Source organism: Staphylococcus sp. 11007852, assembly GCF_011394325.1.
Lineage (GTDB): Bacteria > Bacillota > Bacilli > Staphylococcales > Staphylococcaceae > Staphylococcus > Staphylococcus agnetis.
The window spans coordinates 40,440-63,979 of sequence record NZ_JAANBJ010000001.1; the positions used below are offsets into that span (position 1 = coordinate 40,440).

26 protein-coding genes are annotated in these 23,540 nt (G+C 34.0%); 18 read left to right on the forward strand and 8 right to left on the reverse strand.

All coding sequences use genetic code 11. The annotated features are described in order from the left end of the window. Position 1: 1 nt before the first annotated feature. From hflX to G8Y85_RS00195, 5 genes are all read left to right on the forward strand, one after another. Positions 2 to 1,231, forward strand: a complete 1,230-nt coding sequence (gene hflX / locus G8Y85_RS00175) for a GTPase HflX (RefSeq protein ID WP_103345387.1) — start codon at positions 2 to 4, stop codon at positions 1,229 to 1,231. A gap of 17 nt (positions 1,232 to 1,248) precedes the next feature. Further along, positions 1,249 to 2,487, forward strand: a complete 1,239-nt coding sequence (locus G8Y85_RS00180) for a methionine gamma-lyase family protein (protein ID WP_103345388.1) — start codon at positions 1,249 to 1,251, stop codon at positions 2,485 to 2,487. 114 nt (positions 2,488 to 2,601) lie between these two features. Then, positions 2,602 to 2,967, forward strand: coding sequence for a MerR family transcriptional regulator (locus G8Y85_RS00185; RefSeq protein WP_037564558.1), 366 nt, complete (start codon positions 2,602 to 2,604; stop codon positions 2,965 to 2,967). Positions 2,968 to 2,988: 21 nt separating this feature from the next. After that, positions 2,989 to 4,329 carry a type I glutamate--ammonia ligase gene (gene glnA, locus G8Y85_RS00190; protein ID WP_107401291.1) on the forward strand — a complete coding sequence of 447 codons (1,341 nt, stop codon included), beginning with the start codon at positions 2,989 to 2,991 and terminating at the stop codon, positions 4,327 to 4,329. A 491-nt stretch (positions 4,330 to 4,820) separates the two neighbouring features. Beyond that, entirely contained in the window at positions 4,821 to 5,108 is a 288-nt protein-coding gene (locus G8Y85_RS00195) for a hypothetical protein (protein ID WP_157950542.1), read from the forward strand. Positions 5,109 to 5,303: 195 nt separating this feature from the next. Here G8Y85_RS00195 and G8Y85_RS00200 read toward each other — a convergent pair whose 3' ends face one another. Beyond that, positions 5,304 to 5,759 (reverse strand): hypothetical protein, encoded by a 456-nt coding sequence (locus G8Y85_RS00200; RefSeq protein WP_165805232.1) that lies wholly within the window; start codon positions 5,757 to 5,759, stop codon positions 5,304 to 5,306. 270 nt (positions 5,760 to 6,029) lie between these two features. Between G8Y85_RS00200 and G8Y85_RS00205 the strand changes: the two genes are divergently transcribed. From G8Y85_RS00205 to G8Y85_RS00220, 4 genes are all read left to right on the forward strand, one after another. Then, the gene (locus G8Y85_RS00205) at positions 6,030 to 6,647 is read left to right on the forward strand and encodes an ATP-binding cassette domain-containing protein (RefSeq protein WP_103345392.1); all 618 of its coding nucleotides are present in this window, start codon (positions 6,030 to 6,032) and stop codon (positions 6,645 to 6,647) included. A 31-nt stretch (positions 6,648 to 6,678) separates the two neighbouring features. Next, positions 6,679 to 7,413, forward strand: coding sequence for an ABC transporter permease (locus G8Y85_RS00210; protein ID WP_165805233.1), 735 nt, complete (start codon positions 6,679 to 6,681; stop codon positions 7,411 to 7,413). Between the two features lie 152 nt (positions 7,414 to 7,565). After that, entirely contained in the window at positions 7,566 to 8,504 is a 939-nt protein-coding gene (locus G8Y85_RS00215; RefSeq protein WP_165805234.1) for a sensor histidine kinase, read from the forward strand. Continuing rightward, on the forward strand, positions 8,501 to 9,103 hold the full coding sequence (locus G8Y85_RS00220; RefSeq protein WP_060550959.1) for a response regulator transcription factor: 603 nt from the start codon (positions 8,501 to 8,503) through the stop codon (positions 9,101 to 9,103). Before G8Y85_RS00215 ends, G8Y85_RS00220 begins: the two co-directional genes overlap by 4 nt. 48 nt (positions 9,104 to 9,151) lie before the next feature. Here G8Y85_RS00220 and G8Y85_RS00225 read toward each other — a convergent pair whose 3' ends face one another. After that, complete coding sequence (locus tag G8Y85_RS00225; protein WP_060550960.1) at positions 9,152 to 9,358, reverse strand: hypothetical protein; 207 nt, start codon at positions 9,356 to 9,358, stop codon at positions 9,152 to 9,154. A 143-nt stretch (positions 9,359 to 9,501) separates the two neighbouring features. On the opposite strand from G8Y85_RS00225, the gene nucI reads away from it, so the two are divergent. Beyond that, entirely contained in the window at positions 9,502 to 10,011 is a 510-nt protein-coding gene (nucI, locus tag G8Y85_RS00230; protein WP_165805235.1) for a thermonuclease NucI, read from the forward strand. A gap of 34 nt (positions 10,012 to 10,045) precedes the next feature. On the opposite strand, the gene G8Y85_RS00235 is transcribed toward nucI, so the two are convergent. Together G8Y85_RS00235 and G8Y85_RS00240 are read right to left on the reverse strand one after the other, a co-directional pair. Beyond that, positions 10,046 to 10,885: a hypothetical protein gene (locus tag G8Y85_RS00235; protein WP_060550961.1), complete on the reverse strand. Its 840-nt coding sequence runs from the start codon at positions 10,883 to 10,885 to the stop codon at positions 10,046 to 10,048. Positions 10,886 to 11,065: 180 nt separating this feature from the next. Further along, complete coding sequence (locus tag G8Y85_RS00240) at positions 11,066 to 11,431, reverse strand: transcriptional regulator, SarA/Rot family (RefSeq protein ID WP_060550962.1); 366 nt, start codon at positions 11,429 to 11,431, stop codon at positions 11,066 to 11,068. 563 nt (positions 11,432 to 11,994) lie between these two features. Here G8Y85_RS00240 and G8Y85_RS00245 point away from each other — a divergent pair. Continuing rightward, the gene (locus G8Y85_RS00245) at positions 11,995 to 12,585 is read left to right on the forward strand and encodes a hypothetical protein (RefSeq protein WP_037564524.1); all 591 of its coding nucleotides are present in this window, start codon (positions 11,995 to 11,997) and stop codon (positions 12,583 to 12,585) included. A gap of 103 nt (positions 12,586 to 12,688) precedes the next feature. Here G8Y85_RS00245 and G8Y85_RS00250 read toward each other — a convergent pair whose 3' ends face one another. Continuing rightward, a complete protein-coding gene (locus tag G8Y85_RS00250) occupies positions 12,689 to 14,038 on the reverse strand; it encodes an aspartate kinase (protein ID WP_060550963.1) in 1,350 nt (449 codons plus the stop codon). A 189-nt stretch (positions 14,039 to 14,227) separates the two neighbouring features. Here G8Y85_RS00250 and G8Y85_RS00255 point away from each other — a divergent pair, with 189 nt between their 5' ends. The 4 genes from G8Y85_RS00255 to G8Y85_RS00270 all read left to right on the forward strand — a co-directional run bounded on the left by G8Y85_RS00255 (position 14,228) and on the right by G8Y85_RS00270 (position 18,517). Next, the gene (locus tag G8Y85_RS00255) at positions 14,228 to 15,511 is read left to right on the forward strand and encodes a homoserine dehydrogenase (protein ID WP_105988934.1); all 1,284 of its coding nucleotides are present in this window, start codon (positions 14,228 to 14,230) and stop codon (positions 15,509 to 15,511) included. A gap of 5 nt (positions 15,512 to 15,516) precedes the next feature. Further along, a complete protein-coding gene (thrC, locus tag G8Y85_RS00260; RefSeq protein WP_103346503.1) occupies positions 15,517 to 16,581 on the forward strand; it encodes a threonine synthase in 1,065 nt (354 codons plus the stop codon). Beyond that, the gene (gene thrB / locus G8Y85_RS00265) at positions 16,581 to 17,498 is read left to right on the forward strand and encodes a homoserine kinase (RefSeq protein WP_105996115.1); all 918 of its coding nucleotides are present in this window, start codon (positions 16,581 to 16,583) and stop codon (positions 17,496 to 17,498) included. Before thrC ends, thrB begins: the two co-directional genes overlap by 1 nt. Positions 17,499 to 17,701: 203 nt before the next feature. Further along, the gene (locus G8Y85_RS00270; protein WP_060550967.1) at positions 17,702 to 18,517 is read left to right on the forward strand and encodes a Cof-type HAD-IIB family hydrolase; all 816 of its coding nucleotides are present in this window, start codon (positions 17,702 to 17,704) and stop codon (positions 18,515 to 18,517) included. A gap of 280 nt (positions 18,518 to 18,797) precedes the next feature. Here G8Y85_RS00270 and G8Y85_RS00275 read toward each other — a convergent pair whose 3' ends face one another. Further along, on the reverse strand, positions 18,798 to 19,112 hold the full coding sequence (locus G8Y85_RS00275; RefSeq protein ID WP_103346500.1) for a hypothetical protein: 315 nt from the start codon (positions 19,110 to 19,112) through the stop codon (positions 18,798 to 18,800). Between the two features lie 136 nt (positions 19,113 to 19,248). After that, complete coding sequence (locus tag G8Y85_RS00280) at positions 19,249 to 20,709, reverse strand: amino acid permease (RefSeq protein ID WP_060550968.1); 1,461 nt, start codon at positions 20,707 to 20,709, stop codon at positions 19,249 to 19,251. 202 nt (positions 20,710 to 20,911) lie between these two features. Between G8Y85_RS00280 and G8Y85_RS00285 the strand changes: the two genes are divergently transcribed. Beyond that, a complete protein-coding gene (locus tag G8Y85_RS00285) occupies positions 20,912 to 22,408 on the forward strand; it encodes a catalase (RefSeq protein WP_037564506.1) in 1,497 nt (498 codons plus the stop codon). Between the two features lie 355 nt (positions 22,409 to 22,763). Here the strand turns inward: G8Y85_RS00285 and rpmG are convergent, their stop codons facing one another. After that, positions 22,764 to 22,913 carry a 50S ribosomal protein L33 gene (rpmG, locus tag G8Y85_RS00290; protein WP_014613994.1) on the reverse strand — a complete coding sequence of 50 codons (150 nt, stop codon included), beginning with the start codon at positions 22,911 to 22,913 and terminating at the stop codon, positions 22,764 to 22,766. Positions 22,914 to 23,098: 185 nt separating this feature from the next. On the opposite strand from rpmG, the gene rpsN reads away from it, so the two are divergent. Next, on the forward strand, positions 23,099 to 23,368 hold the full coding sequence (gene rpsN, locus G8Y85_RS00295; protein ID WP_037564504.1) for a 30S ribosomal protein S14: 270 nt from the start codon (positions 23,099 to 23,101) through the stop codon (positions 23,366 to 23,368). A gap of 74 nt (positions 23,369 to 23,442) precedes the next feature. Beyond that, the coding region (locus tag G8Y85_RS12295) for a hypothetical protein (RefSeq protein WP_246864147.1) at positions 23,443 to 23,540 on the forward strand (98 nt) is incomplete at its 3' end.

Consider the following 23,540-nt stretch of genomic DNA (forward strand, 5'->3'; position numbering starts at 1 on the left):
AGTGACTTATAAACAGAGTTATTCAACGGAAGAAATTAAAGAAAAAGCACTTTTAATAGGTGTACATACCCAAGTATCAGAATATGACTTTGAGAGCACAATGTCTGAATTAGAGGCACTTTCTGAAACGTGTGGCTTAGAAGTCAAAGCGACGCTAACGCAAAATTTAAATGACATACACCCTAGACATTATATGGGGAAAGGTAAAATACAAGAGGTTCAAGACGCCGTTCAATTTCACGATATAGATGTGATTGTGACCAATGATGAACTGACTACCGCACAATCTAAACATTTAAATGAAGTTTTAGGAATTAAAATTATAGACAGAACACAACTCATTTTAGACATTTTTGCATTGCGCGCCAAAAGTAAAGAAGGTAAGTTACAAGTCGAATATGCCCAATTGGATTATTTATTACCGCGGTTAATGGGGCATGGTAAAAGTTTATCGCGTTTAGGTGGCGGCATAGGCACGAGAGGACCAGGTGAAACTAAACTTGAAACGGACCGTCGTCATATTCGTACGAGAATGAATGAGATCAAGCGAAAGTTAAAAGAGGTTGAAATACATCGGGAACGTTATCGTCATCAAAGAATACAAAATGACATTTTTCAAATTGCATTAGTGGGATATACCAATGCTGGGAAATCGACTTGGTTCAATGTATTAACTGAAGATGGAACATATGAAAAAGATCAATTATTTGCGACGCTCGACCCCAAAACGCGCCAAATTACCCTCAATGATGGCTTTCAATTGGTTATTTCTGACACAGTTGGATTTATACAAAAACTTCCGACGACATTAATTGAAGCCTTCAAGTCAACACTAGAGGAAGCGAAGCAAGCTGATTTATTAATACATGTGGTCGATTCAAGTCATCCTGAAGCAAAAGTTCAGTACGACACGGTTGAACAATTAATTAAAGAATTAAATATGGAACAAATTCCACAAGTAGTCTTATTTAACAAAAGAGATTTAACTGAAAACGTGCCACCAATTAGTTCATTTCCTTCGAAAAGCGTTTCTGCTAGGGATGAACGTGATAAAACGGAAGTACGACAATTATTAATGGCGCAGTTAAAAAAACAACTCACATATTATGAAAAAACAATTAAAGTATCTGAAGGAGATACACTTTATGCATTGAAGCGTCAAACTTTAATCACATCTTTGGATTTTAATGAACAAGATGAGACGTATCATATACAAGGGTATCGAAAATAATAGAAAGAAGCGTATTCATGATAAATATATCTAAATTAATTGATGAGGTTGAAACAGATCTCGCACCATACTTTAAAGCTATTGAGCAACGTGCTTTTGAAAATCAAGCACGCGTGCTTGATGCATTTCACCATGTCAAAATCACTGAAACAGATTTACAAGGATCGACAGGTTATGGTTATGATGATTTTGGGCGTGACCATTTAGAAGCGGTTTATGCACACGTGTTTAAAGCTGAGGACGCACTTGTACGCCCACAAATCATTTCAGGAACACATGCGATAACGATTGCCTTACAAAGCTTACTGAAACATGGAGATGAATTGCTATATATTACGGGGCGACCTTATGACACGTTGTTAGAAGTCATTGGTATAAATGGAAATGGTATTGAAAGTTTAATCGAACGCGGCGTGACTTATCAAGATGTGCCTCTTAAAGAAGGACGCATTGATATTGAAAGGGTACTTCAAACGATTCACGACCGCACAAAGGTGATTGCCATTCAACGTTCTAAAGGCTATGATCAAAGGCCATCTATTCACATTGATGAAATAGCATATGTGATTCAAAAAATAAAAGCACAATTTCCTCACATCACAGTTTTTGTAGATAATTGTTATGGTGAATTTGTGGAAACACGAGAACCAATTGAAGTGGGGGCGGACCTTATTGCTGGATCGCTGATTAAAAATCCAGGCGGAGGATTAGCGAAAATAGGGGGCTATATAGTTGGTAGAAAAGATTTGGTTGAACGATGTGGTTATCGTTTAACCGCCCCTGGCATTGGCAAAGAGGCTGGTGCCTCTCTCGGGTCATTGCATGAAATGTATCAAGGATTTTTCTTGAGTCCACACGTCGTGAGTCAAAGTTTGAAAGGCGCACTTTTTACAAGCTTGTTATTAGAGAAATTAAATATGAAGACAACGCCACAATATCATGAGCCACGAACTGATTTAATTCAAACCGTCTCCTTTGAGACAAAAGAACAAATGATCCAGTTTTGTCAAAGTATTCAACATAATTCACCTATAAATGCGCATTTTAGTCCTGAGCCTAGCTATATGCCAGGATATGAGGATGATGTGATTATGGCGGCTGGGACGTTTGTTCAGGGTTCATCAATCGAATTATCTGCAGATGGCCCGATACGTCCGCCATACGAAGCGTATGTTCAAGGTGGATTAACTTATGAACATGTGAAGCTTGCAGTATCTCGTGCCGTTTCACAATTAATGGAGAAAAACCTTATTTAAACGCTATAAACCTGACATCAGATTTCATGTCAGGTTTTCTTACATATTTTTGTATTGTCAGAATATATATGCTATTGTAACGATAAGTTCAAAATATTCAAGGAGATGTGGGAGATGGATAACGATAAAATTCGACGTAACATGCCTGTATTTCCGATGAGTGTTGTCAGTAAGTTAACGGATTTAACTGCACGTCAAATTCGTTATTATGAAACACATGAACTCATATTTCCATCTAGAACAGAGGGGAATAAACGTTTGTTCTCATTAAACGATTTAGAAACGCTGCTCACAATAAAGCACTTACTTGAAAAAGGCTTTAATATGAAAGGCATTAAACAAATCATGCTTGAAGAACATAACGACTTGAATAATGAAGAAGCGCTATTAAGAAAACAAATGCTCGTGGATACGACGCAGAAACCACAAAGAGAATCTATACCACTAAATCGTGGAGATTTATCACGCTTTTTCAAATAATTTAATGGAGGCTATGATCCAATGCCAAAACAAAATTTTACAAAAGATGACATCCGACGCTTTGCAGAAGAAGAAAATGTACGTTACATTCGCTTACAATTTTCTGATATTTTAGGAACAATCAAAAATGTAGAAGTACCAGTAAGCCAATTAGAAAAAGTACTCGATAACGAAATGATGTTCGATGGTTCTTCTATCGAAGGATTTGTGCGTATCGAAGAATCAGACATGTACTTACAACCTGATTTAAATACATGGGTGATCTTCCCGTGGACTGCAGGACAAGGTAAAGTAGCGCGTTTAATTTGTGATGTATACACAACTGAAGGTGAGCCATTTGCTGGGGATCCTCGTAGTAACTTGAAACGTGTACTTAAAGACATGGAAGAACTTGGCTTCACTGATTTTAACCTTGGACCAGAACCTGAATTTTTCTTATTTAAGTTAGATGAAAAAGGCGAACCAACAATGGAATTAAACGATCATGGTGGGTATTTTGATTTAGCACCTACTGATTTAGGTGAAAACTGCCGTCGTGATATTGTATTAGAATTAGAAGACATGGGCTTTGATATTGAAGCAAGTCACCATGAAGTGGCACCAGGTCAGCACGAAATTGATTTTAAATATGCAGACGCTATCACAGCATGTGATAATATTCAAACATTTAAATTAGTTGTTAAAACAATTGCGCGTCAACACAATTTACATGCGACATTTATGCCAAAACCATTATTTGGTGTAAACGGAAGTGGTATGCACTTTAACGTGTCGTTATTCAAAGGAAAAGAAAATGCTTTCTTTGATGAAAATGGCAAAATGGAATTATCTCAAGATGCCTACCATTTCATTGCAGGGATTATGAAAAACGCACGTGGTTTTACAGCGGTTTGTAACCCACTCGTAAACTCATACAAGCGTCTTGTACCAGGCTATGAGGCACCAAGTTATATTGCTTGGAGTGGTAAAAACCGTTCACCATTAGTGCGAGTTCCATCTTCACGTGGTTTATCAACTCGTGTTGAAATTCGCTCTGTAGACCCGGCTGCGAACCCATACATGGCTTTAGCAACGATTTTACAAGCTGGTTTAGACGGAATTAAAAATAAATTAGAAGTACAAGAACCTGTGAATCAAAATATCTATGAGATGAATCGTGAAGAGCGTGAAGCGGTAGGTATTCAAGATTTACCATCAACGCTTTATACAGCGCTTAAAGCAATGCGAGAAAATGAAACGGTTAAAAATGCTTTAGGTGATCATATTTATCATCAATTCATTAATTCAAAATCTATCGAATGGGATTACTACCGTACGCAAGTCAGCGAATGGGAAGTTGACCAATACATGAAACAATATTAATGTATAGAACCCTTGAAGTCTAAGTACTTCAAGGGTTTTTAAAGTTGATGATGGTGGCATGGTTCTATATCGTAATAAGGTGGAATAAGGAGAAATGGCACCATAATAAAGTGTCAATCATTATCCTTTTGATTTACCCATGAAAACGCAATGCTATAAATCACTCTGAAAGTGAAATAAAAGATTATAAATTTAGTGATCAAAACAATAAATGCAATGCCGAACGCACCTAGCGACTGAGCCTGTGTAAAAGTAGACATGGGTGTCATGATAGATAAAATTATGATAGCACTAAAGTAACTTAGCCAAAATTTATTTTTTAAAATATGTGACCTCATAATAACACCTCTTTTTATTAATCATTTGATATATCAATTTTAGACGTAAAAATTCATGCTAAAGCATGGTTGGCATTTGTTTAAAATTAATATAACATATTTTAAAAATAGAAAGTGGTGAGTATCATCAAAATTAAATTTTTGTTTATAGGCTTGTTAATTATTGTGGGTATCTTTTTATGTTTTAATACGGACCCTTTCTCTTATTTTAGTGAGGAAGAAACGTATTATGGTAATATGGATGAACATCAATCAAAAATGAAGGTATATGCCGAAAATGATGTTTATGAAGTTGACAAAAACTTAATAGCGGATGATGTAGTACAAGGAGATTTATTTGAAATTACATTTACAGATGCCAAAGGTGTTGTTTTAGATGTAAAAAAAGTGCATCAATCAGATATCCCTAAAGACATTCAAAAGAAGATGAATCTAAAATAATATGTTCAGAATCATGTTTGTAAATGCTATAATCAATGATGCTTTCAAGGTTCATAGTGTTATTCATTACATAACAAAATAAAAAAAATTGAAGTATAAGGTAAAACCCTCAAAATTCTTAAGCAATTGTTGAGGGTCTTATTATGTTAAACTGACATATTCACACCGTTGATGGTCAATAAAATGACTACTTTACTATTTGTAACTTGAGATGAGGATTTCAGTTACATTGCCATTGGTATCAAGCTGATAAGTGACGAAATACTCTCGGTTTATTTTTTTAGAATAATAAACATTTTGAGTTTCGCTTTTCACTTTTTTGAGTTTTGCATCATCTTCCATGTATGCTTTTGCATAACCTTCTAATTTCTTTTCTTCTTGTTGTTTATTGATCGGCATATCAGATAAATCTTTTTTGACTTGTAATATTTTGTCATGATTGCCTAGAACAAAAGTGACATCTTTTGTTTTAGTAGTAGCAGTTGATCCTTTTTTAGTAATGTCTTTATCCGATAATTTGTCGTACACCTTGTTAGTTTGATGTGATTTTTGAACCTCATGCGCATTTTCTTTTGCAGTTTCGTCATTCGAACATGCAGCTAGTAGTATAGATGATGAAAGGAAAATAGCAGTCACATATTTAAGTTTCATTTAGATGATCTCCCTCTATGTATTTTTAGAATATCTCATTTTGAAAAGAAAAAATTTTCAGATTTATAATGGTATTTCAATAAAACATAATTTTTAAGCTAAATAAGTTGATTCAATTTAATCATAACAGATTATTTAACTTATGGATGAATTATTAAGGTAAGAGTTAAAATGAGTTAAAAATGACATTTGTCATATCCTAATCGTGACAAAAATGACAGGATTTCACGATAACTTTCCTTTATTATGGATACAAAAGGGGGAAGATGAATGCTAACAGTGAGACATTTAACATATGAACTGGACAATCGTGTCATCTTAAAAAATGTGAACATTTCAATGAACACTGGTGAAATTGTCGGAGTGACAGGAAGCAATGGTACGGGTAAAACAACATTACTCAACCTTCTGATGGGTGTCATTAAAAGTCAAAAAGGAGACATATATTGGGAGAAACAAGTTAAAAAGGCAATCCTCTATCAAGAAAGTACTTTTCCTGAATGGGTAACCGTAAAAGATGCTATTGACTTATTTTTAGGCCTTCAGCGACATCATGAGGATACAAAAGAAATAATTAATCTCATCGATTCTATTAATTTAAATAAAGAAATCAGTCAATTATCTGGAGGTGAAAAACGGTTTTTAGATTTTGTACTGACACTTTCAGGAAATCCTAATTTTTTAATATTAGATGAACCTACAACAGCGATGGACATCTCAACTGAAGCACAATTTTGGGGGATTATCGATAACTTGATTCAATTAGGGACCACAATGATTATAGTCATGCATGATATCAATATGTTACGAAAACGATGTCATACGATTTATGAATTAAACAATGGCGACTTAGATAAGGTTTATATTAATGATGTTACATCATCATGATATAAATTGATAAACTTAGGGGATGATGACAATGATGATGACTTTAATACAATTCGAATTGAAACAATGTGCGAAACAAAAGCGGAATATAATCATTTTTATCGTAATACCAATTTGTTTTTATATCATCGCAATGATACAAGCGACTGCGTTACCGTTAAAAGATTTTGAGCAATTTAGACGCAATTATTTAATTCATATGGCGATATTAAGTGCCATTAGTTATGTACTCATTACCTTACCTCAAGAACTTGCTTTAGAGAGAAAAATGGGATGGCTAAAACGATTGGTTAACACAGAGGTCACTTACCTGCATTATTTTATAAGTAAAATATGCAAAACATTAATGTTATCAGCATTTGCAATTCTGTGCTTATGTATTACAGGCGTTATATTTAGAATTCATATGACTATGTTTCAGTGGGGAATGGCGTTTGTAATGATATTAATAGGTACACTAGTGTTATATCCTTTTGCATACGGCTTAGCCTCAATTCAAAAATTATCACGTGTCACAGCGTATAGTAATTTAATCTATGTGTTATTAATTTTACTAGGAGGTCTATGGATACCACTCGATCAACTTCCTAAAATTTTTCAAATTATGGCACAATGGTTGCCAATAATGCATATTCAAAATGTTGTCATTTTTTATTTAAATACTGGTGGAATTTTATGGTTATCGGTTGTTAAAATTATAATTTATTGTATAATATTGTTAATCATTATTCGTTTATTCATACGTAAAGTGGGTGATTTCAGTTGACCTTTAAAGAGAGAGTGTCAAAATTTCCAACGATCCATCTTACGTATTGTATGATTCCTCTTGTCTCAATTTTTATTGAGCAATCACCGTTGCCAATGTTTGTATCAATCTCGATATGGATATTATTTATGGTAACGACTGCTTTGCTTACAATGTTAAAAGATGATGAAATAAAAAAATACTTGCATATCATCTTAATTTTACATTGTTTATGTATAATTCTTTTAGCTTGTTATGTAAATCCTTCAATAGTCATTTTATTTGTTTTTTTAACGTTTTATTTACCAAATTATGTTTTTAATTCACCAAAATTAGTTTTGGTTAGCTATTATTTTTTTAGTTTACTCATTGTATTATTGTACACATATCTCACTGAAAATACATTGTTGATTTATATTGTTTTCTTAGAGATTATTTTAACAATTAGTTTTGTAGTTAACTTAAAAAATAAGGAAAAGCAGATTTTAACGCAAAAATTACATCAACAAAAGCGTCAGATTAATCAATTGATGGCTGAACAAGAACGGCAACGTATTGCACAAGATTTACATGACACTTTAGGACATGTTTTTGCAAGTATTAGTATAAAGTCAGAACTTGCTCAAAAATTGTGCCTTACAGACCCCTCGAAGGCATGTATAGAAATGAAAGAAGTTCAAACAATTTCTAAAGAAACACTTAATCAAGTACGTAAGATCGTTGACAATGTTCATTGGATTACTTTTATGTCAGAAGTCAAACGTATGTCTCATATGTTAAAAGAAAGTCATATCGAATTTATTTACAGTAGGGTTGAATGCATAGAAAGTATACCTATTGAAAAGCAAACCAGTCTGGCTATGATTTTAAGAGAAGCGATGAATAATGTTATTAAACATTCAAATGCTACAAGAGTATCTTTAGATATACAATGCATAGATAATAACATTTATTTTCGGATTTATGATAATGGCTGCGTCATGCCTTCACAACCATTTGAAGTTAAAAGTATTCAGGAACGTGTCAATGATTTAAATGGCCAATTAACCATTAGTTCTAGTGGTGATGGCGTAGTGCTTTTGATTGTGTTTGATATGGAGGGGTTCATATGATTAAAATGATTGTGGCTGAAGATCAAAAAATGCTTGCAGATGCCATGAAGCAATTATTGGAGCTTGATGAAATGATACAAGTTGTCGCTGTTGCGCTTGATGGTCAAGATGCATGGGAAAGTGTTCAATTACACCAACCGGATGTCATTCTTTTAGACATAGAAATGCCAAAAATGAATGGTTTAGAAGTGTTGCGACGCATTAGAGAACATCAGATTGATACAAAAGTTATCATTGTAACAACGTTTAAGCGACCAGGATATTTTGAAAAAGCTGTTGCGAACGACGTAGATGCTTTTGTGCTAAAAGAGCAACCAATTGATGATCTTTTGACTACAATTCATCGCGCTTTAAACGATGAAAAAACATACAGTTCCGAGCTCATGACACGATTATTTACGCAAAGTAATCCATTAACACATCGAGAACAAATGATTTTGACTGAAATTGGAGAAGGTTTAAGTCATAAAACAATTGCTGAAAAATTATACTTATCAGAAGGAACGATTCGTAACTATGCTTCAATAATTATTGATAAACTAGAGGCTGAAAACCGATTCGATGCTTGGAAAAAAGCAAAAGAATTGGGATGGATATAACGAATAATGAAAACAGGAAAGCTTTTTTATCAGCCTTCCTGCCTTGATTTACTCTTCTTTTTCTTTAGAATTACGAGATTGGGGTTGCTTGCCTTTTATCATTTGAATGATGAATCCACCGAAAACGCCAAGTAAGACACCGATAAAAGCCCCTGCAATGAGAGGTAAGTTAAAAAAGTGTTGTAAAAAGAATCCTAAAAGGATGGCGAAGAGGATGATAATGATGGAAAGGCTATTTTCACGTAAAGTTTTCATGTCATTTCACTCCTATTGAATTGATTATATCATTTCATATTATAAATGGGACCGGATTCTATATAAAAAATGAATATTTGGCACATTGACCCGAATTGCAAAATTATTTATGATGATTAAGACTATTAGAAAAGGGTGGACTTATGAAAAAAATAACAACAGGATTGATCATTGTCGCAGCTGCAATTATTGTACTATCTATACAATTTATGACGGAAAGTGGTCCGTTTAAATCAGCTGGTTTAAGCAATGCAAATGAACAAACATATAAAGTAATACGCGTCATTGATGGAGATACAATTATCGTTGATAAAGATGGTAAACAAGAAAAGGTAAGGATGATTGGGGTAGATACACCAGAAACAGTAAAACCTAACACACCTGTTCAACCTTATGGTAAAGAAGCTTCAGACTTTACAAAACGTCACTTAACTAATCAAAAAGTACGTTTAGAATATGATAAGCAAGAAAAAGACCGTTATGGTAGAACTTTGGCTTACGTCTGGTTAGGAAAAGAAATGTTTAATGAAAAGCTAGCTAAAGAAGGTTTGGCACGTGCAAAATTCTATCGTCCTAATTACAAATATCAAGAGCGTATAGAACAAGCACAAAAACAAGCTCAAAAGTTAAAAAAGAATATTTGGAGTAATTAATAAAATGGCACTAACCCTACAAAATAATGTAGGGTTAGTGTTTTTGTGTTAATAACGTTTCTAATTGTGACAATTTGTCATCTGACAAATTAGAATGCGATGTTTGAGCAAATGAATGAATATGTTGTGTTAATGTTGCATCATCTTTGATAACTAATACGTTTCGTGGGTGATGCGACTGACTTTCATATATTTTTTCATTTGTATCTATCAGGCATGCCATTGTTGAAATATGTGTTTTTAATCGTTTCTCTAAATCTTGTGATAAATGTGCTTCTGCTGTTTCAACGCGTTTTAATGGATCATATTTGTAAAATTGATAAATAACTTTATCAGGAGTTACTTCCTCGCTAAATGTATAAGGTACGTTGGAATCCGCATGAAATTGTTGATGATATATTTTACTGACATGATGTGCAAATTGATCTTGGAATGGATGCGAAGAGCTAGAAGTGCCATTAAAATGCATAAACGTTTGAGTATTAAAATGCGTTAACTTGACTAAGTAAAGTCCTAAATTTGATAGGACTATGAAATCAACAAGAGATAGGTCAGCGAAAAATGTATTTCTTTTAGCAATTTGATTTGTTGAAAGTATTTTATATGAAGTGATATCTTGGGTCTTTTTTAATTGCTCAAATGTCTCAATCAAAACATTTTTTATACGACGCGTATCGTGATGTGGTGTGCGAATTGCTTGTATTGAGGGGATTATTTTTGTATTGTTTTTCTTCTTTTCATGCTCTAATTTTAAAATTAGACGTTTATTTGCATATCGTAAATAGTCATTTTGTCTTTTGAATTTTACATGGTTTAAAACGGCTAAAATTAAAATGATGACTATCAATGTACATAAGATAAATATCATAATCATGCTTTTCACCTCCATAAAGGTTAAAGTACTAAAATGATGTTGGGTCATAGAAAGTTTCATTTATTATAACCCTTATCCGTGTTAAAACAAAATGTCGCATTAAATAAAAAAGAGCAAGACGTTAATCACCAATTTTAATGAGACAGTCTTACTCTGAAGCGGATATTCTTTTGATAATGTTTAAGATTGAATAGTGTCTTTAATTAATATTTTGAAGTTTTCAAGAACTTCAGTCATTTTTTCTTCTTGTTCATCGGTAATAGTGATAAAAACTTTACGTTCATCTTCTGTTGAACGTTCTTTACCTATAATACCATTCTCTGTGAGTGCAGTGAGTGATTTATGTATTTCCATAAGGCTAAAATCTATAGATTGTTTAACTTTATGCAACGAAATACGACGACTATCTGTAGTTTTAAGGTGATGTAAAAACAGAATGTCATTTAATTTTAGATTATGTCGTTTTTTTAGTTCGCTAATTATTTTTTTTCGGTGTGATTCATAGAAAAAAACCTTATTAATATCCAAATCATATTGTTTATTCATTTTTTCACTCCTTTTTTCTAATCTTTTTGAGAACCTATACTATATTATATTAAAAATTTTATACTTTTCAACGGAATACTCTTGGAAAGAAGCAAAAAAATCGAAAAAATTATAATATGGCGTAAAAGCTCTTTTAAAGATATCACTTATTATTTTTTAAAAGAAATTATTTATTGCAATAGTTTATGTAAAAATAAGCGTTAACACGGTATGAATGATTTGAATGTAATGTTTATAAAGATGTATTTTACAAAAAGTGTCACATAACTAATTAATACCCATAATTAAATTTACTATCTTAAAATAAGTGAAATGTGACATAACATACTATAACAATTAAGTTAATTTATATAGAATTTCAGGAGGAAAGGGTATTTTTAAAGCATCTATCTTGATGAGAGAAACACCATTAATATCATATGTATTGTTACCATCATGATATTATGATAACTTGGTGTTTTTGAAAGTTTAAATAATTGAATCTTAATACATTGCGTATCATGGTTATTTTTAATATAATGACCTATGTGGTGAAAGCGGTTTCCAGAAAGGAGGGCATTTAGTTGAGTCATTCACATCAAAATAACACAAGAGCATTAATGGATATATTGATAGCGCACGTCCCAGAATACTTTAAATTTTATGGAGATGTTGCGACTGAATTATTTTTAAATGATCAACTTGAGATTTCTAAAAAGATAGCGATTAGTGTTAAACGACAGCATTTATTAACAGTGCTTGATGCCATTCCTGAAGCATATCAAATTGAAGGTATTGATGAAAATGGAAAACGCATTCCGAAAGAAGATATTGAACTTAAAAATATATTTTTTATCGCAGTCAAAAATCATGAGACTTGCGTGTTGAAAATACGTATTTATGATGTAGATGAAGATCAATGGATTTTCCGATTAGATAATCAAATACGTATACCTGAAAAACATATCTATTATCATTCTTTAAAATGGAATGTGGATTTTATAAAGCCAGAAATCATATTGATGTTTCATTTGTATGAGTCTATAAATGAACAACAAATTAGACATTTTAGACATCTCATCGATCGCATGAGTTATTTTCAATTTGTAACACTTAAAACAGTCGTAGGGGAAGAACGACTGAGGAAAGTCATTCAAGAGAGAAGTTCGCAATAAAGCGTACTTGATATATGTTAAAAGGCCTTCAACGTTCATGTTAGCATGAACGTTGAAGGCCTTAAATTATGACTTCTATTGATCACTTATATTGTTGGAGTGCTTAATGATAGCATTTATCATAACACGCTTTCACTGCTGATTCTGCGTCTTTATTAGAGATACCGAACATCATCGAAATTTCTGAAGATCCTTGGTTAATCATACGTAAGTTGATATTTGCGTCAGCTAAAGCTGTCGTAATCTTGTTCGCTGTTCCGACTGTAGCGCTCATTCCTTCACCGACTACCATTAATATCGCAAGATCTTGTTCAATATTTAGTTCGTCTATTTCGCATTCTCGACGGATTGCTTCTAAAATCTGTTGTTCCTTACCTTTAATCTGATTTGTTCGCATTATAATACTAATGTTATCAATTCCTGAAGGCATATGGTCAAACGAAATGTTATTTTCCGCTAAGATATTAAGGATTTTCACAGTAAAGCCGACTTGTCTATTCATTAAATACTTTTTGATATTAATACTTGTAAAGCCTTTATCACAACTAATTCCTAAAACCACTTTTTTACGATTAAATTCACGGTCATGTAAGATAAAAGTGCCTGGATCATTTGGACGATTAGTGTTTTTGATGACTACAGGAATTCGATATCGGTATAGCGGTTGTAAAGCTTCATCGTGAAATACGCCAAAACCGGCATAGGATAATTCCCGCATCTCTCGGTATGTAATTTCACTAATAATTTCGGGTTCATGAATGACGTTTGGATTTGCACGGTAGATGCCTGAAACATCTGTAAAATTTTCGTATAATTTCGCGCGAACACCACGGGCAATAATCGCACCTGTAATGTCAGACCCACCTCTAGGAAATGTAACGATATTTCCTTTTTCAGAATAACCGAAAAAGCCAGGAATAATAATTTTATGTTTTCGCTGGTTGAGTTGATTGATGGTCTCGTAACTTGATTCCAAAATTTGCGCATTTCCTGGTTCGTCCGTAACGATAATACCTGCGTCTTTTGGTGATAAGTACTCCGTTGGTACACCTTGCTCTGTATTATATGCTGCGATAATTTGAGCGTTAAAATTTTCACCTGATGATTTTAATGCATCCAATAATCGAAGCGGTTCATCTTTAAGTTCGTAAATTAACCGTTCTAATGTTTGGTCAATTTCAGTGATTATATTGGTTTTTAAATTCAGACCCTTTATAATATCATTAAAGCGTTCTAAAATTTCAGTCTTTTTATGCTGGTAATCTAATTGATTAATGACTTTTTCATATAATCGAATTAAAAGATCGGTCGTCTTGGTATCGTGCTCATGTCGTTTACCAGGTGCTGATACGATTACAATTTGTCTTTCATCATCGCTATTAATAATATTTAATACTTTTTGAATTTGTTCAGCAGTTGCGACAGAACTGCCACCGAATTTCGATACTTTCATACTATGACAACCTTTCTTTCACGATTAAATGAGAATTCTTAAATGAATAACAAAGTAAGCATTTAAAACTGTATTTTCTAAATTTTTAGAACTTTACAAACTTTGTTAATGCACTTATACTAAACCATATTTACGTATAATTCAACATTACATAAACTTTTTTGAGAGATTAACACGGAGGGATTGTATATGAAACAGCTCAATGTTGCATTACTAGGATTAGGAACTGTTGGTTCAGGTGTTGTAAAAATCATAGAAGAGAATCACCAACAGATTAAAGACACCATTCAAAAAGATATTCAAATTAAACATATTCTAGTACGTGATAAAAGTAAAAATCGCCCGATTAATATTCAACAATATCACCTCACTGAAAACGTAGACGATATATTAAATGATGAAGATGTTGATATCGTTATTGAAGTGATGGGGGGCATTGAACCAACTGTAGATTGGCTGAAAGCAGCATTGACTCAAAAAAAACATGTCATCACTGCAAATAAAGACTTACTAGCAGTGCATTTACGTGATTTGGAAGATTTAGCACAAGCTAACGCTGTAGCATTAAAATATGAGGCAAGTGTCGCAGGTGGTATTCCAATTGTTAATGCGATAAATAATGGTTTAAATGCGAATAATATTAGTGAATTTATGGGCATTTTTAATGGCACATCTAATTTCATTTTAACTAAGATGTCTCAAGAAGGAACATCATATGAAGATGCATTAAAAGAGGCACAAGATCTAGGGTTTGCTGAAGCAGATCCAACAGATGATGTTGAAGGCATAGATGCTGCTCGTAAAGTTGTCATTACATCTTATTTATCATTTAACCAAGTTATTCGTTTAAAAGATGTGGAAACAGAAGGGATTTCTCAAGTTACGCCTGCAGATATACAAGCCGCTCAAGCTTTAGGGTATAAAATTAAGTTAATTGGTAAAGGGAGCTACGCGCAAGGAAATGTCACTGCGTCAGTGAAACCTACGCTATTACCTGAAACGCATCAACTTGCATCTGTAGAAAATGAATATAACGCGATTTATGTTGTTGGAGATGCAGTGGGTGAAACAATGTTTTATGGTAAAGGTGCAGGAAGTTTAGCAACAGGGAGTGCCGTTGTCAGCGATTTATTGAACGTATCGTTACAATTTGAATCGGATTTACATACGCTTCCACCACATTTTGAACTTAAAACTGAGGAAACAAAAGAAATGATGGATAGTAATGAACCCATAACCATTTCTGAAAAAGCGAGTTTTTATGTTGTCGCGGAAACACCAGCTGTTTCAATTAAGCATATAGAATCGGTCATCAAAGGTGCATTACCGTTCCATAAATCTTTAAAAATTGAATCAATGAGTGACCAAACGGTGGCATTGATTATTCATGGTATCGATGAGTCACCTCAAAAGTATATTGACGCAGAAGAAGGATATCAAGTTAAGAAAATTTATCCAGTTGAAGGGGCATGATGATAATGAAAATGTGGAGAGGTTTAGTACAAGAATACCGTCAATACTTACCAGTGAATGAAGAAACACCTGAAGTTTCATTAAATGAAGGACATACACCATTAATTTATTGTGATACGATGTCTGAAATGTTAGGTATAGAATTATATGTAAAATATGAAGGTGCAAATCCGACAGGCTCGTTTAAAGATCGAGGTATGGTGATGGCGGTTACTAAAGCCAAAGAACAAGGACGTAAAATAGTCATTTGTGCATCAACAGGAAATACATCCGCTTCAGCTGCTGCTTATGCCGCACGTGCTGGTTTGAAATCAATTGTCGTTATCCCTGAAGGTAAAATTGCACTCGGTAAATTATCACAAGCAGTTATGTATGGTGCAGAGATTGTTTCTATTGAAGGGAATTTCGACGAAGCGTTAGAAATTGTTAAAGAAGTAGCGCAAGATGGAGAAATTGAACTTGTAAATTCCGTTAATCCATACCGAATTGAAGGGCAAAAAACAGCTGCTTTTGAAATAGTAGAACAATTAGATGGACAGGCGCCAGATATATTAGCAATTCCAGTAGGTAACGCCGGAAACATTACGGCTTATTGGAAAGGTTTTAAAGAATATGATGCGCGTGAACAAACTGGAAAGCCTAAAATGTTTGGTTTTCAAGCAGAGGGCGCATCTCCAATTGTTCAAAACCAAGTCGTAAAAAATCCTGAAACGATTGCGACAGCGATTCGCATCGGTAATCCAGCGAGTTGGGATAAAGCTGTAGATGCTATTCAATCCTCTAACGGTTTAATTGATGCTGTTACTGATGAGGAAATATTAGAAGCTTATCAAATGATGACATCTAAGGAAGGTATTTTTAGTGAACCAGCAAGTAATGCATCCATTGCAGGGTTAATTAAATTACATCGCGCCGGAAAATTAAAACAAGGACAAAAAGTGGTTGCTGTTTTAACAGGAAACGGACTTAAGGACCCTGATACTGCTATTAATCTATTAGAAAACCCAATTCAAGCACTACCAAATGATAAAGACAGTATTATTCAATATATTAAGGATGCACTACAATGATTAAACATAAGTTAACTTTAAAAATACCGGCTTCTACTGCGAATTTAGGATGTGGTTTCGATTCTATAGGTATGGCACTTAATAAATTTTTAATTATTGAGGCACAACCCATTCATGGACCATCATGGAAGTTTGTTCATGATGGACCATGCTTAGAAGGTTTACCCACAGATGAGTCCCACTATATTTATAAAATTGCAACACAAGTCGCTCAACGCTACGATGTGTCATTACCACCACTTGAGGTGAAAATGTACAGTGACATACCATTAGCACGTGGTTTAGGATCTTCTGCATCTGCTTTAGTAGGGGCACTATATATCGCAAACTATTTTGGGGATATTGAGTTATCCAAATATGAATTATTACAATTGGCCACTGAAATTGAAGGTCACCCTGATAATGTCGCACCTACCATTTATGGTGGTTTGGTTGTCGGCTATCATAACGCATCAACATCTATGACTGATGTTGCACATATAGATGTACCTGACGTAGACTTTATTATTACAATTCCAACTTATCCTTTGGAAACAGAAAAAGCGAGACGTGTTTTGCCTGAAACAATTGCACATAATGAAGCGGTCAAATATAGTGCGATTAGTAATACAATGATTAGCGCACTTATTCAGCATAATTATGAATTAGCAGGTAAAATGATGGAACAAGATGGCTTACATGAACCGTATCGTCAACATCTTTTACCAGATTTTAAAAAAGTAAAAGCGATTGCGCACCAATTTGATGCTTATGCAACTGTTATATCTGGTGCAGGTCCTACAATTTTAACGATGATAAAAAAAGAACAAAGTGGGCCGCTTGTGCGCGCATTGCGTGAAGACGTTACAGCATGTCATTCTGAACTTGCAACGGTCAATTTAAACGGAGTTAAATCAAAAGTTATATATCGCTATTAATGTGTGCGTGATTTTAGATTAAAACATCTTATAGTTCATCACGTATCGCATGAATAGTACTTATAATCTATAAAACCTTCATTGTTCATATTTTATGAATTTTGAAGGTTTTATCATTGAGAATAAAAAAAGGTAAAGATGAATCGTTATGTTTTTTAGATGAGAAATGGTGTAGTATTAAATGGTATGGAAGGAGCGTTATTATGAAACCAGACTTAATTATAATGGATATGGATGACACATTAATGACATCTGACAATGTTGTTTCGAAAGAGACAAAAGATTATTTAATTCAAATACAAGAAAAAGGGTATCAGATTGCTTTGGCATCCGGCAGACCTACTGAAGGAATGATTCCTGTCGCAGAAGCGTTAGCGATGGATAAGCATAATAGTTACATTATGTCCTATAACGGTGCGAAAACGATAGATTTAAAAACTAAAGAAGTGATCGCTAGTGAATTAATTTCAAAAGTAGATTTTGATGATATTGTTGATTATTGTCGTCAACATGGCTTATTTACTATTACATATCAAGACGGTCATATTATTTATGAGGGTAATCATGAATATATGAATATAGAAGCTGAAATTACAGGATTACCAATGAAACAAGTATCAGACTTAAAAGATTACATCCAAGAGCCTGTGCCAAAAGCGATGGGCATTGACTACGAATCACATATTTCGGAATTGATGTCGTCATTAAAAGGAACATTTAATGATTCAATATCTTGTACAACGAGTAAGCCGTTCTTTTTAGAATTTATGAGTGCAGGTGTTTCCAAAGGGAAAGCAATACAAGATTTAGCGCAACGTTTAAATTTAGATGTTAACCAGATGATTGCATTTGGTGACAGTGCAAATGATAAAGAAATGTTTGACGTTGTTGGAATGCCTGTTGCAATGGATAATGCAATCGATTTATTGAAAGCACGTGCTAAAATGATTACTAAGAGTCATGATGAAGATGGTATTCCACATGCTTTAAAACAATTAATTGAAACATCAAATATGTAAAATATTCTTGTGACCTTCAAATCAATTTCTTGGATTTGGGGGTTTTTATATGAGTTGATACATTATACTATCCAGTTTAAACAATGTCAGTATGAGTTGGACACAGAGATCAACTATATTAAGAATCAATAACTACCTTACACGAGTGTGTGTTAATCGTATTTAAAAATGTAAAACTCAATGAATTAAAAAAGCCACCTCAATCCATTTCATCATGAATTGTGATGGCTATAAACTACAGTCAAATGAGAATATTGGGAGTCTCAAGCTCCTATTGCATTTATTTTGCTGTATGTGTCCATTCTTTTCTACCTCGATGACGTTTGATGTGTGCATAGACTTGGTCTGCTGCGTAGTCAAGGTTGGTATATACTGTGATTGAAAATGCAGTTTGATGTTGCGCGAATGGTTCTTCTAAATAGAGGTCTTTTAAATGCGCATACAAATTTTCCATTTGCTCATGGGTTAGGCTCGTATATTCTCTTAGTGTGCGTTTTGTAAGTTGATTGTGCTTATTTTCAAAAGCTTGAACCACAATGACAAAGCGTTCATCTTGTTTTAAAACATCATCAAAAAGGTTTGTTTGTCCAACCATATATGTCCACCCTTTACAATTTGTTTACTTTATTATACATGAATTTTTTACTACTGAAAATAACGTAAAAAAGTGACAAAGAAGTGCAATGCATACGCTTCTTTGTCACTGATGTTTCAACGACATTGATATGACTTTAAGACTGTTTACGATTATACATTTCGTGCTCAGATAAATCGATTTCCTTTAACGGAATGAGTTTGGTACGATTTAAGAGTTTGTGAGCAAAATAAACAGCAATTAATAAAACAATGGGTAAAAAGCTTTGAGCGAGTTTCGCAAGATCTAATGTAACAATCGCTTCAAACGAACTTCCTAAAATCAAAAATGCGATAATTATCAAAACAACAATCGGTCCGATTGGGAATAATGGTGATTTATAAGGTAATAACGCATTAATATCTTTATTTTGCGCCTTAATAGCACGACGCATACGAACTTGAGAAATAATACTAGATGCCCAGACGAAAGTAATTAATGCACCAATAATATTTAATAATGCCATCACACTTTGAGGATTGAAATTGGCGTATACTGTAACGGCAGTAATAAGCACAAATGTTGTAAATAATGCATTTAACGGTAACTTCGTCGCATGATTAATGCGGCTTAACAGTTTAGGTGCTGAACCTTGTTGACTTAGTGAAAACAACATACGGCTTGTTGTAAACATACCTGAGTTAGATGCTGAGAGTAAAGAGGTCAAGATAACAGCGTTAATTACTGAAGCTGCAAAAGCGATACCTACTTTATCAAACACAATTGTAAACGGACTTTGTGTAATCGAACTACTTTCATTTAATAGCGTTGGGTCTGTATATGGAATAATAGCTGAAATGACAGCAATTGATAAAACATAGAATAATAAAATCCGCCAGAATACTTGTTTAATTGCACGAGGCATAGATTTTTTCGGATCATCTGATTCACCAGCAGTTACTGCAACAACTTCAGTACCTCCTACAGAGAAACCGGCGATAAGTAATACGCTTAAAAATCCAGAAATACCACCTACAAATGGTGCTTCACCCACCGTGAAGTTATCAAAACCATAAGTATGGCCACCTAAAATACCAAAAATCATTAACACACCTAATATAATGAAGACAATAATCGTTAAAACTTTAATTAATGATAGCCAGAATTCTGCTTCTCCAAAGGCTTTGACTGAAAATACATTAAGTAATAACAAAATACTTAAAAAGAGAATACTCCAAACCAAGGGTGAGAAGAAACTAAAAGTATTCCAATAACTGAGTACTTTCGTAGCGATAATAATATCGACACTTGTAACGAGTGCCCAGATGAGCCAGTATAACCAACCCATTGTGAATCCTAATGACGAATCAACGAAGCGCGTCGCATAACTACTAAATGATCCTGAAACTGGATAGAATGTAGCCATTTCACCTATTGAGGACATGAGAAAATATAGCATAATTCCAATAATCAAATAGGCTAAAATCGCACCGCCAGGACCAGCTTGCGCAATTACGCCACCAGTAGCAACAAATAAACCTGTACCTATGGCACCCCCAATTGCGAACATCGTAATATGTCTCAATTGGAGCCCCCGATTTAAATTCTTTTCTTCCATAAACATCTTCTCCCTATTCAATTATTCTATATATTTTACTTGCAAATGTTGGGGGTTTCAATAGTATTTTATAACTTTAAAGCCCTAAATTAAAAAAATACACTGTAATAAGGCGAAATAGTTCCTATTTTTAGAATTTTTAAGTATAATTTGAGGTAAGTACTACATTAGAATGATTATAAAGAAGAAAGAGGGTTTTACTATGCGTCGTGAAGAACCGACTAAATTAACAGGTTTATTTGGTCATCCTATTGGAGATCGTGAAAACACAGCAACAGCGGGCCCACGTGGTCCATTATTAATGCAGGACCCATACTTCTTAGAACAAATGTCTCATTTTGATCGTGAAGTGATTCCAGAAAGACGTATGCATGCGAAAGGCTCAGGTGCGTTTGGTACATTTACCGTGACCAATGATATCACACAATATACAGCAGCCAAGATTTTTTCTGAAGTTGGGAAAAAGACTGAAATGTTTGCGCGCTTTTCTACTGTAGCAGGTGAACGTGGTGCGGCGGATGCCGAACGTGATATTCGAGGCTTCGCATTAAAATTTTATACGGAAGAAGGCAACTGGGACTTAGTAGGTAATAATACGCCAGTATTTTTCTTCAGAGATCCAAAACTATTTGTGAGTTTAAATCGCGCAGTGAAACGTGATCCTAGAACAAATATGCGTAGTGCACAAAACAATTGGGACTTTTGGACTTCTTTACCTGAAGCATTACATCAAGTGACGATTTTAATGACTGACCGTGGTATTCCAAAAGGCTACCGTCATATGCATGGCTTTGGTTCACATACGTACGGTATGATTAATGCGAATAACGAGCGTGTATGGGTGAAATTCCACTTCCGTACACAACAAGGTATTGAAAATATTCAACCTGAAGAAGCGGCAAAGATCGTCGGTGAAGATCGTGAATCATCTCAACGCGATTTATATAATGCAATCGAAAACGGGGATTTTCCAAAATGGAAAATGTACATTCAAGTGATGACAGAAGAACAAGCTAAACATCACAAAGACAATCCATTTGATTTAACAAAAGTATGGTTTAAAGATGAATATCCTCTCATTGAAGTAGGGGAATTCGAATTGAATCGTAACCCAGATAACTATTTCCAAGATGTAGAACAAGCAGCATTTGCACCTACAAACATTATTCCAGGTATTGATTTTTCACCTGATAAAATGTTACAAGGTCGCTTATTTTCATATGGGGATGCTCAACGTTATCGTTTAGGCGTCAATCACTGGCAAATTCCTGTTAACCAACCAAAAGGTGTTGGAGTGAATAATATTTGCCCATTTAGTCGCGATGGTCAAATGCGTATTTTAGATGGTAACCAAGGTAGTCAAACGCATTATTATCCAAATAGTTATGGTGTACACGAAAGTCAACCAGAATTCAAACGTCCACCACTTGAACTTCATGGAGATGCATACGAGCATAATTTTAGAGAAGATGATGATAATTATTTCGAACAACCAGGTAAATTGTTCCGATTACAATCACCAGAACAACAACAACGTATGTTTAAAAATACAGCAGACGAAATGGAAGGTACTACTGATGAAGTAAAACATCGTCACATACGCCATTGTTACCAAGCAGATCCTGATTACGGTAAAGGGGTTGCCGAAGCGTTGGGCATGTTAGATCAATTAGACTATATTTTAGCGGGAATTAAATAAGTTATAAAAGGGGCGCTTCTATGAAGTTGTCCTTTTTTAAGTTTCATTTAGGATGCATAACATCTGAAATAAAACCTTTTTATATAAAAGTAAATGCGTCAGTGATGAAATCTTGTAATTACTATAGTATTTAAGAAAATCTGCTGACCACTATTGACATTACTCATCATCATTCTTAGTAGAGGGTAGAACCTTTCAATGTGTGGTACTTATGTAAAGTATGACATTACTATAATGATGTCATAGGCTTAAAGTTTGCAAAGTGCATTAAAAAAGCCACAACACCGAACTTTCGGGCTGTAGCTTACGTCGTATTTTGATGAGTTGGTGTTTCGTAACTGCTTAAATCAACTTATTATTTTGTTTCTCTGTGTAACGTATGTTTATTTAATCTTGGGCAATATTTCATCATTTCGATACGCTCAGGATTCGTACGTTTGTTTTTCGTAGTGATGTAGTTACGGTCACCACATTCAGTACATGCTAATGTCACATTAACGCGCATTGGGTCGACCTCCTTTTAAATTGAAACTATTACGATTTGTTATTTTATCATGTTTTGAACGCTTTGCCAACATATATTTATATCATATTTTAAATATCATAAAAATCATCCTTGATTCACATTAAAAGGATATGCTATGATTTAAATCGTAATAATTACGATTTGATAATGAAGGAGAGATAGATATGGCAAAAAAATCTAAAATTGCCAAAGAACAAAAGCGTGAAGCATTAGTAGCGAAATACGCTGATTTAAGACGTGAACTTAAAGCGAAAGGAGATTATGAAGCATTAAGAAAATTACCTAGAGATTCTTCACCAACACGTTTAACACGTAGATGTAAAGTGACAGGTCGTCCTAGAGGTGTATTACGTAAATTTGAAATGTCACGTATTGCTTTTAGAGAGCATGCACACAAAGGACAAATTCCTGGTGTGAAAAAATCAAGCTGGTAAGAACCTTTTATTTACTTTATTGCAAATAGATAGTATATTATCTTTTGGAATAAATTTATAAGGGGTTTAGAAGAATGAAAATTTTTGATTACGAAGATATTCAACTCATACCGAATAAAAGCATTGTGAAAAGTCGTTCCGAAATTGATACATCTATTCAATTTGGCCCAAA

Bases quoted from the DNA above. Each gene is read 5' to 3' on its own strand.
- rpmG (WP_014613994.1), bottom strand. From the start codon at position 22,913: ATGCGCGTTAATGTGACATTAGCATGTACTGAATGTGGTGACCGTAAC.
- nucI (WP_165805235.1), top strand. From the start codon at position 9,502: ATGAAAAAAATAACAACAGGATTGATCATTGTCGCAGCTGCAATTATT.
- G8Y85_RS00215 (WP_165805234.1), top strand. From the start codon at position 7,566: ATGTTAAAAGATGATGAAATAAAAAAATACTTGCATATCATCTTAATT.
- rpsN (WP_037564504.1), top strand. From the start codon at position 23,099: ATGGCAAAAAAATCTAAAATTGCCAAAGAACAAAAGCGTGAAGCATTA.
- G8Y85_RS00180 (WP_103345388.1), top strand. From the start codon at position 1,249: ATGATAAATATATCTAAATTAATTGATGAGGTTGAAACAGATCTCGCA.
- G8Y85_RS00275 (WP_103346500.1), bottom strand. From the start codon at position 19,112: ATGGTTGGACAAACAAACCTTTTTGATGATGTTTTAAAACAAGATGAA.
- G8Y85_RS00210 (WP_165805233.1), top strand. From the start codon at position 6,679: ATGATGATGACTTTAATACAATTCGAATTGAAACAATGTGCGAAACAA.
- G8Y85_RS00285 (WP_037564506.1), top strand. From the start codon at position 20,912: ATGCGTCGTGAAGAACCGACTAAATTAACAGGTTTATTTGGTCATCCT.
- G8Y85_RS00225 (WP_060550960.1), bottom strand. From the start codon at position 9,358: ATGAAAACTTTACGTGAAAATAGCCTTTCCATCATTATCATCCTCTTC.
- G8Y85_RS00200 (WP_165805232.1), bottom strand. From the start codon at position 5,759: ATGAAACTTAAATATGTGACTGCTATTTTCCTTTCATCATCTATACTA.
- G8Y85_RS00185 (WP_037564558.1), top strand. From the start codon at position 2,602: ATGGATAACGATAAAATTCGACGTAACATGCCTGTATTTCCGATGAGT.
- G8Y85_RS00205 (WP_103345392.1), top strand. From the start codon at position 6,030: ATGCTAACAGTGAGACATTTAACATATGAACTGGACAATCGTGTCATC.
- thrC (WP_103346503.1), top strand. From the start codon at position 15,517: ATGAAAATGTGGAGAGGTTTAGTACAAGAATACCGTCAATACTTACCA.
- G8Y85_RS00235 (WP_060550961.1), bottom strand. From the start codon at position 10,885: ATGATTATGATATTTATCTTATGTACATTGATAGTCATCATTTTAATT.
- G8Y85_RS00270 (WP_060550967.1), top strand. From the start codon at position 17,702: ATGAAACCAGACTTAATTATAATGGATATGGATGACACATTAATGACA.
- G8Y85_RS00280 (WP_060550968.1), bottom strand. From the start codon at position 20,709: ATGGAAGAAAAGAATTTAAATCGGGGGCTCCAATTGAGACATATTACG.
- glnA (WP_107401291.1), top strand. From the start codon at position 2,989: ATGCCAAAACAAAATTTTACAAAAGATGACATCCGACGCTTTGCAGAA.
- G8Y85_RS00220 (WP_060550959.1), top strand. From the start codon at position 8,501: ATGATTAAAATGATTGTGGCTGAAGATCAAAAAATGCTTGCAGATGCC.
- G8Y85_RS00240 (WP_060550962.1), bottom strand. From the start codon at position 11,431: ATGAATAAACAATATGATTTGGATATTAATAAGGTTTTTTTCTATGAA.
- G8Y85_RS00250 (WP_060550963.1), bottom strand. From the start codon at position 14,038: ATGAAAGTATCGAAATTCGGTGGCAGTTCTGTCGCAACTGCTGAACAA.
- G8Y85_RS00255 (WP_105988934.1), top strand. From the start codon at position 14,228: ATGAAACAGCTCAATGTTGCATTACTAGGATTAGGAACTGTTGGTTCA.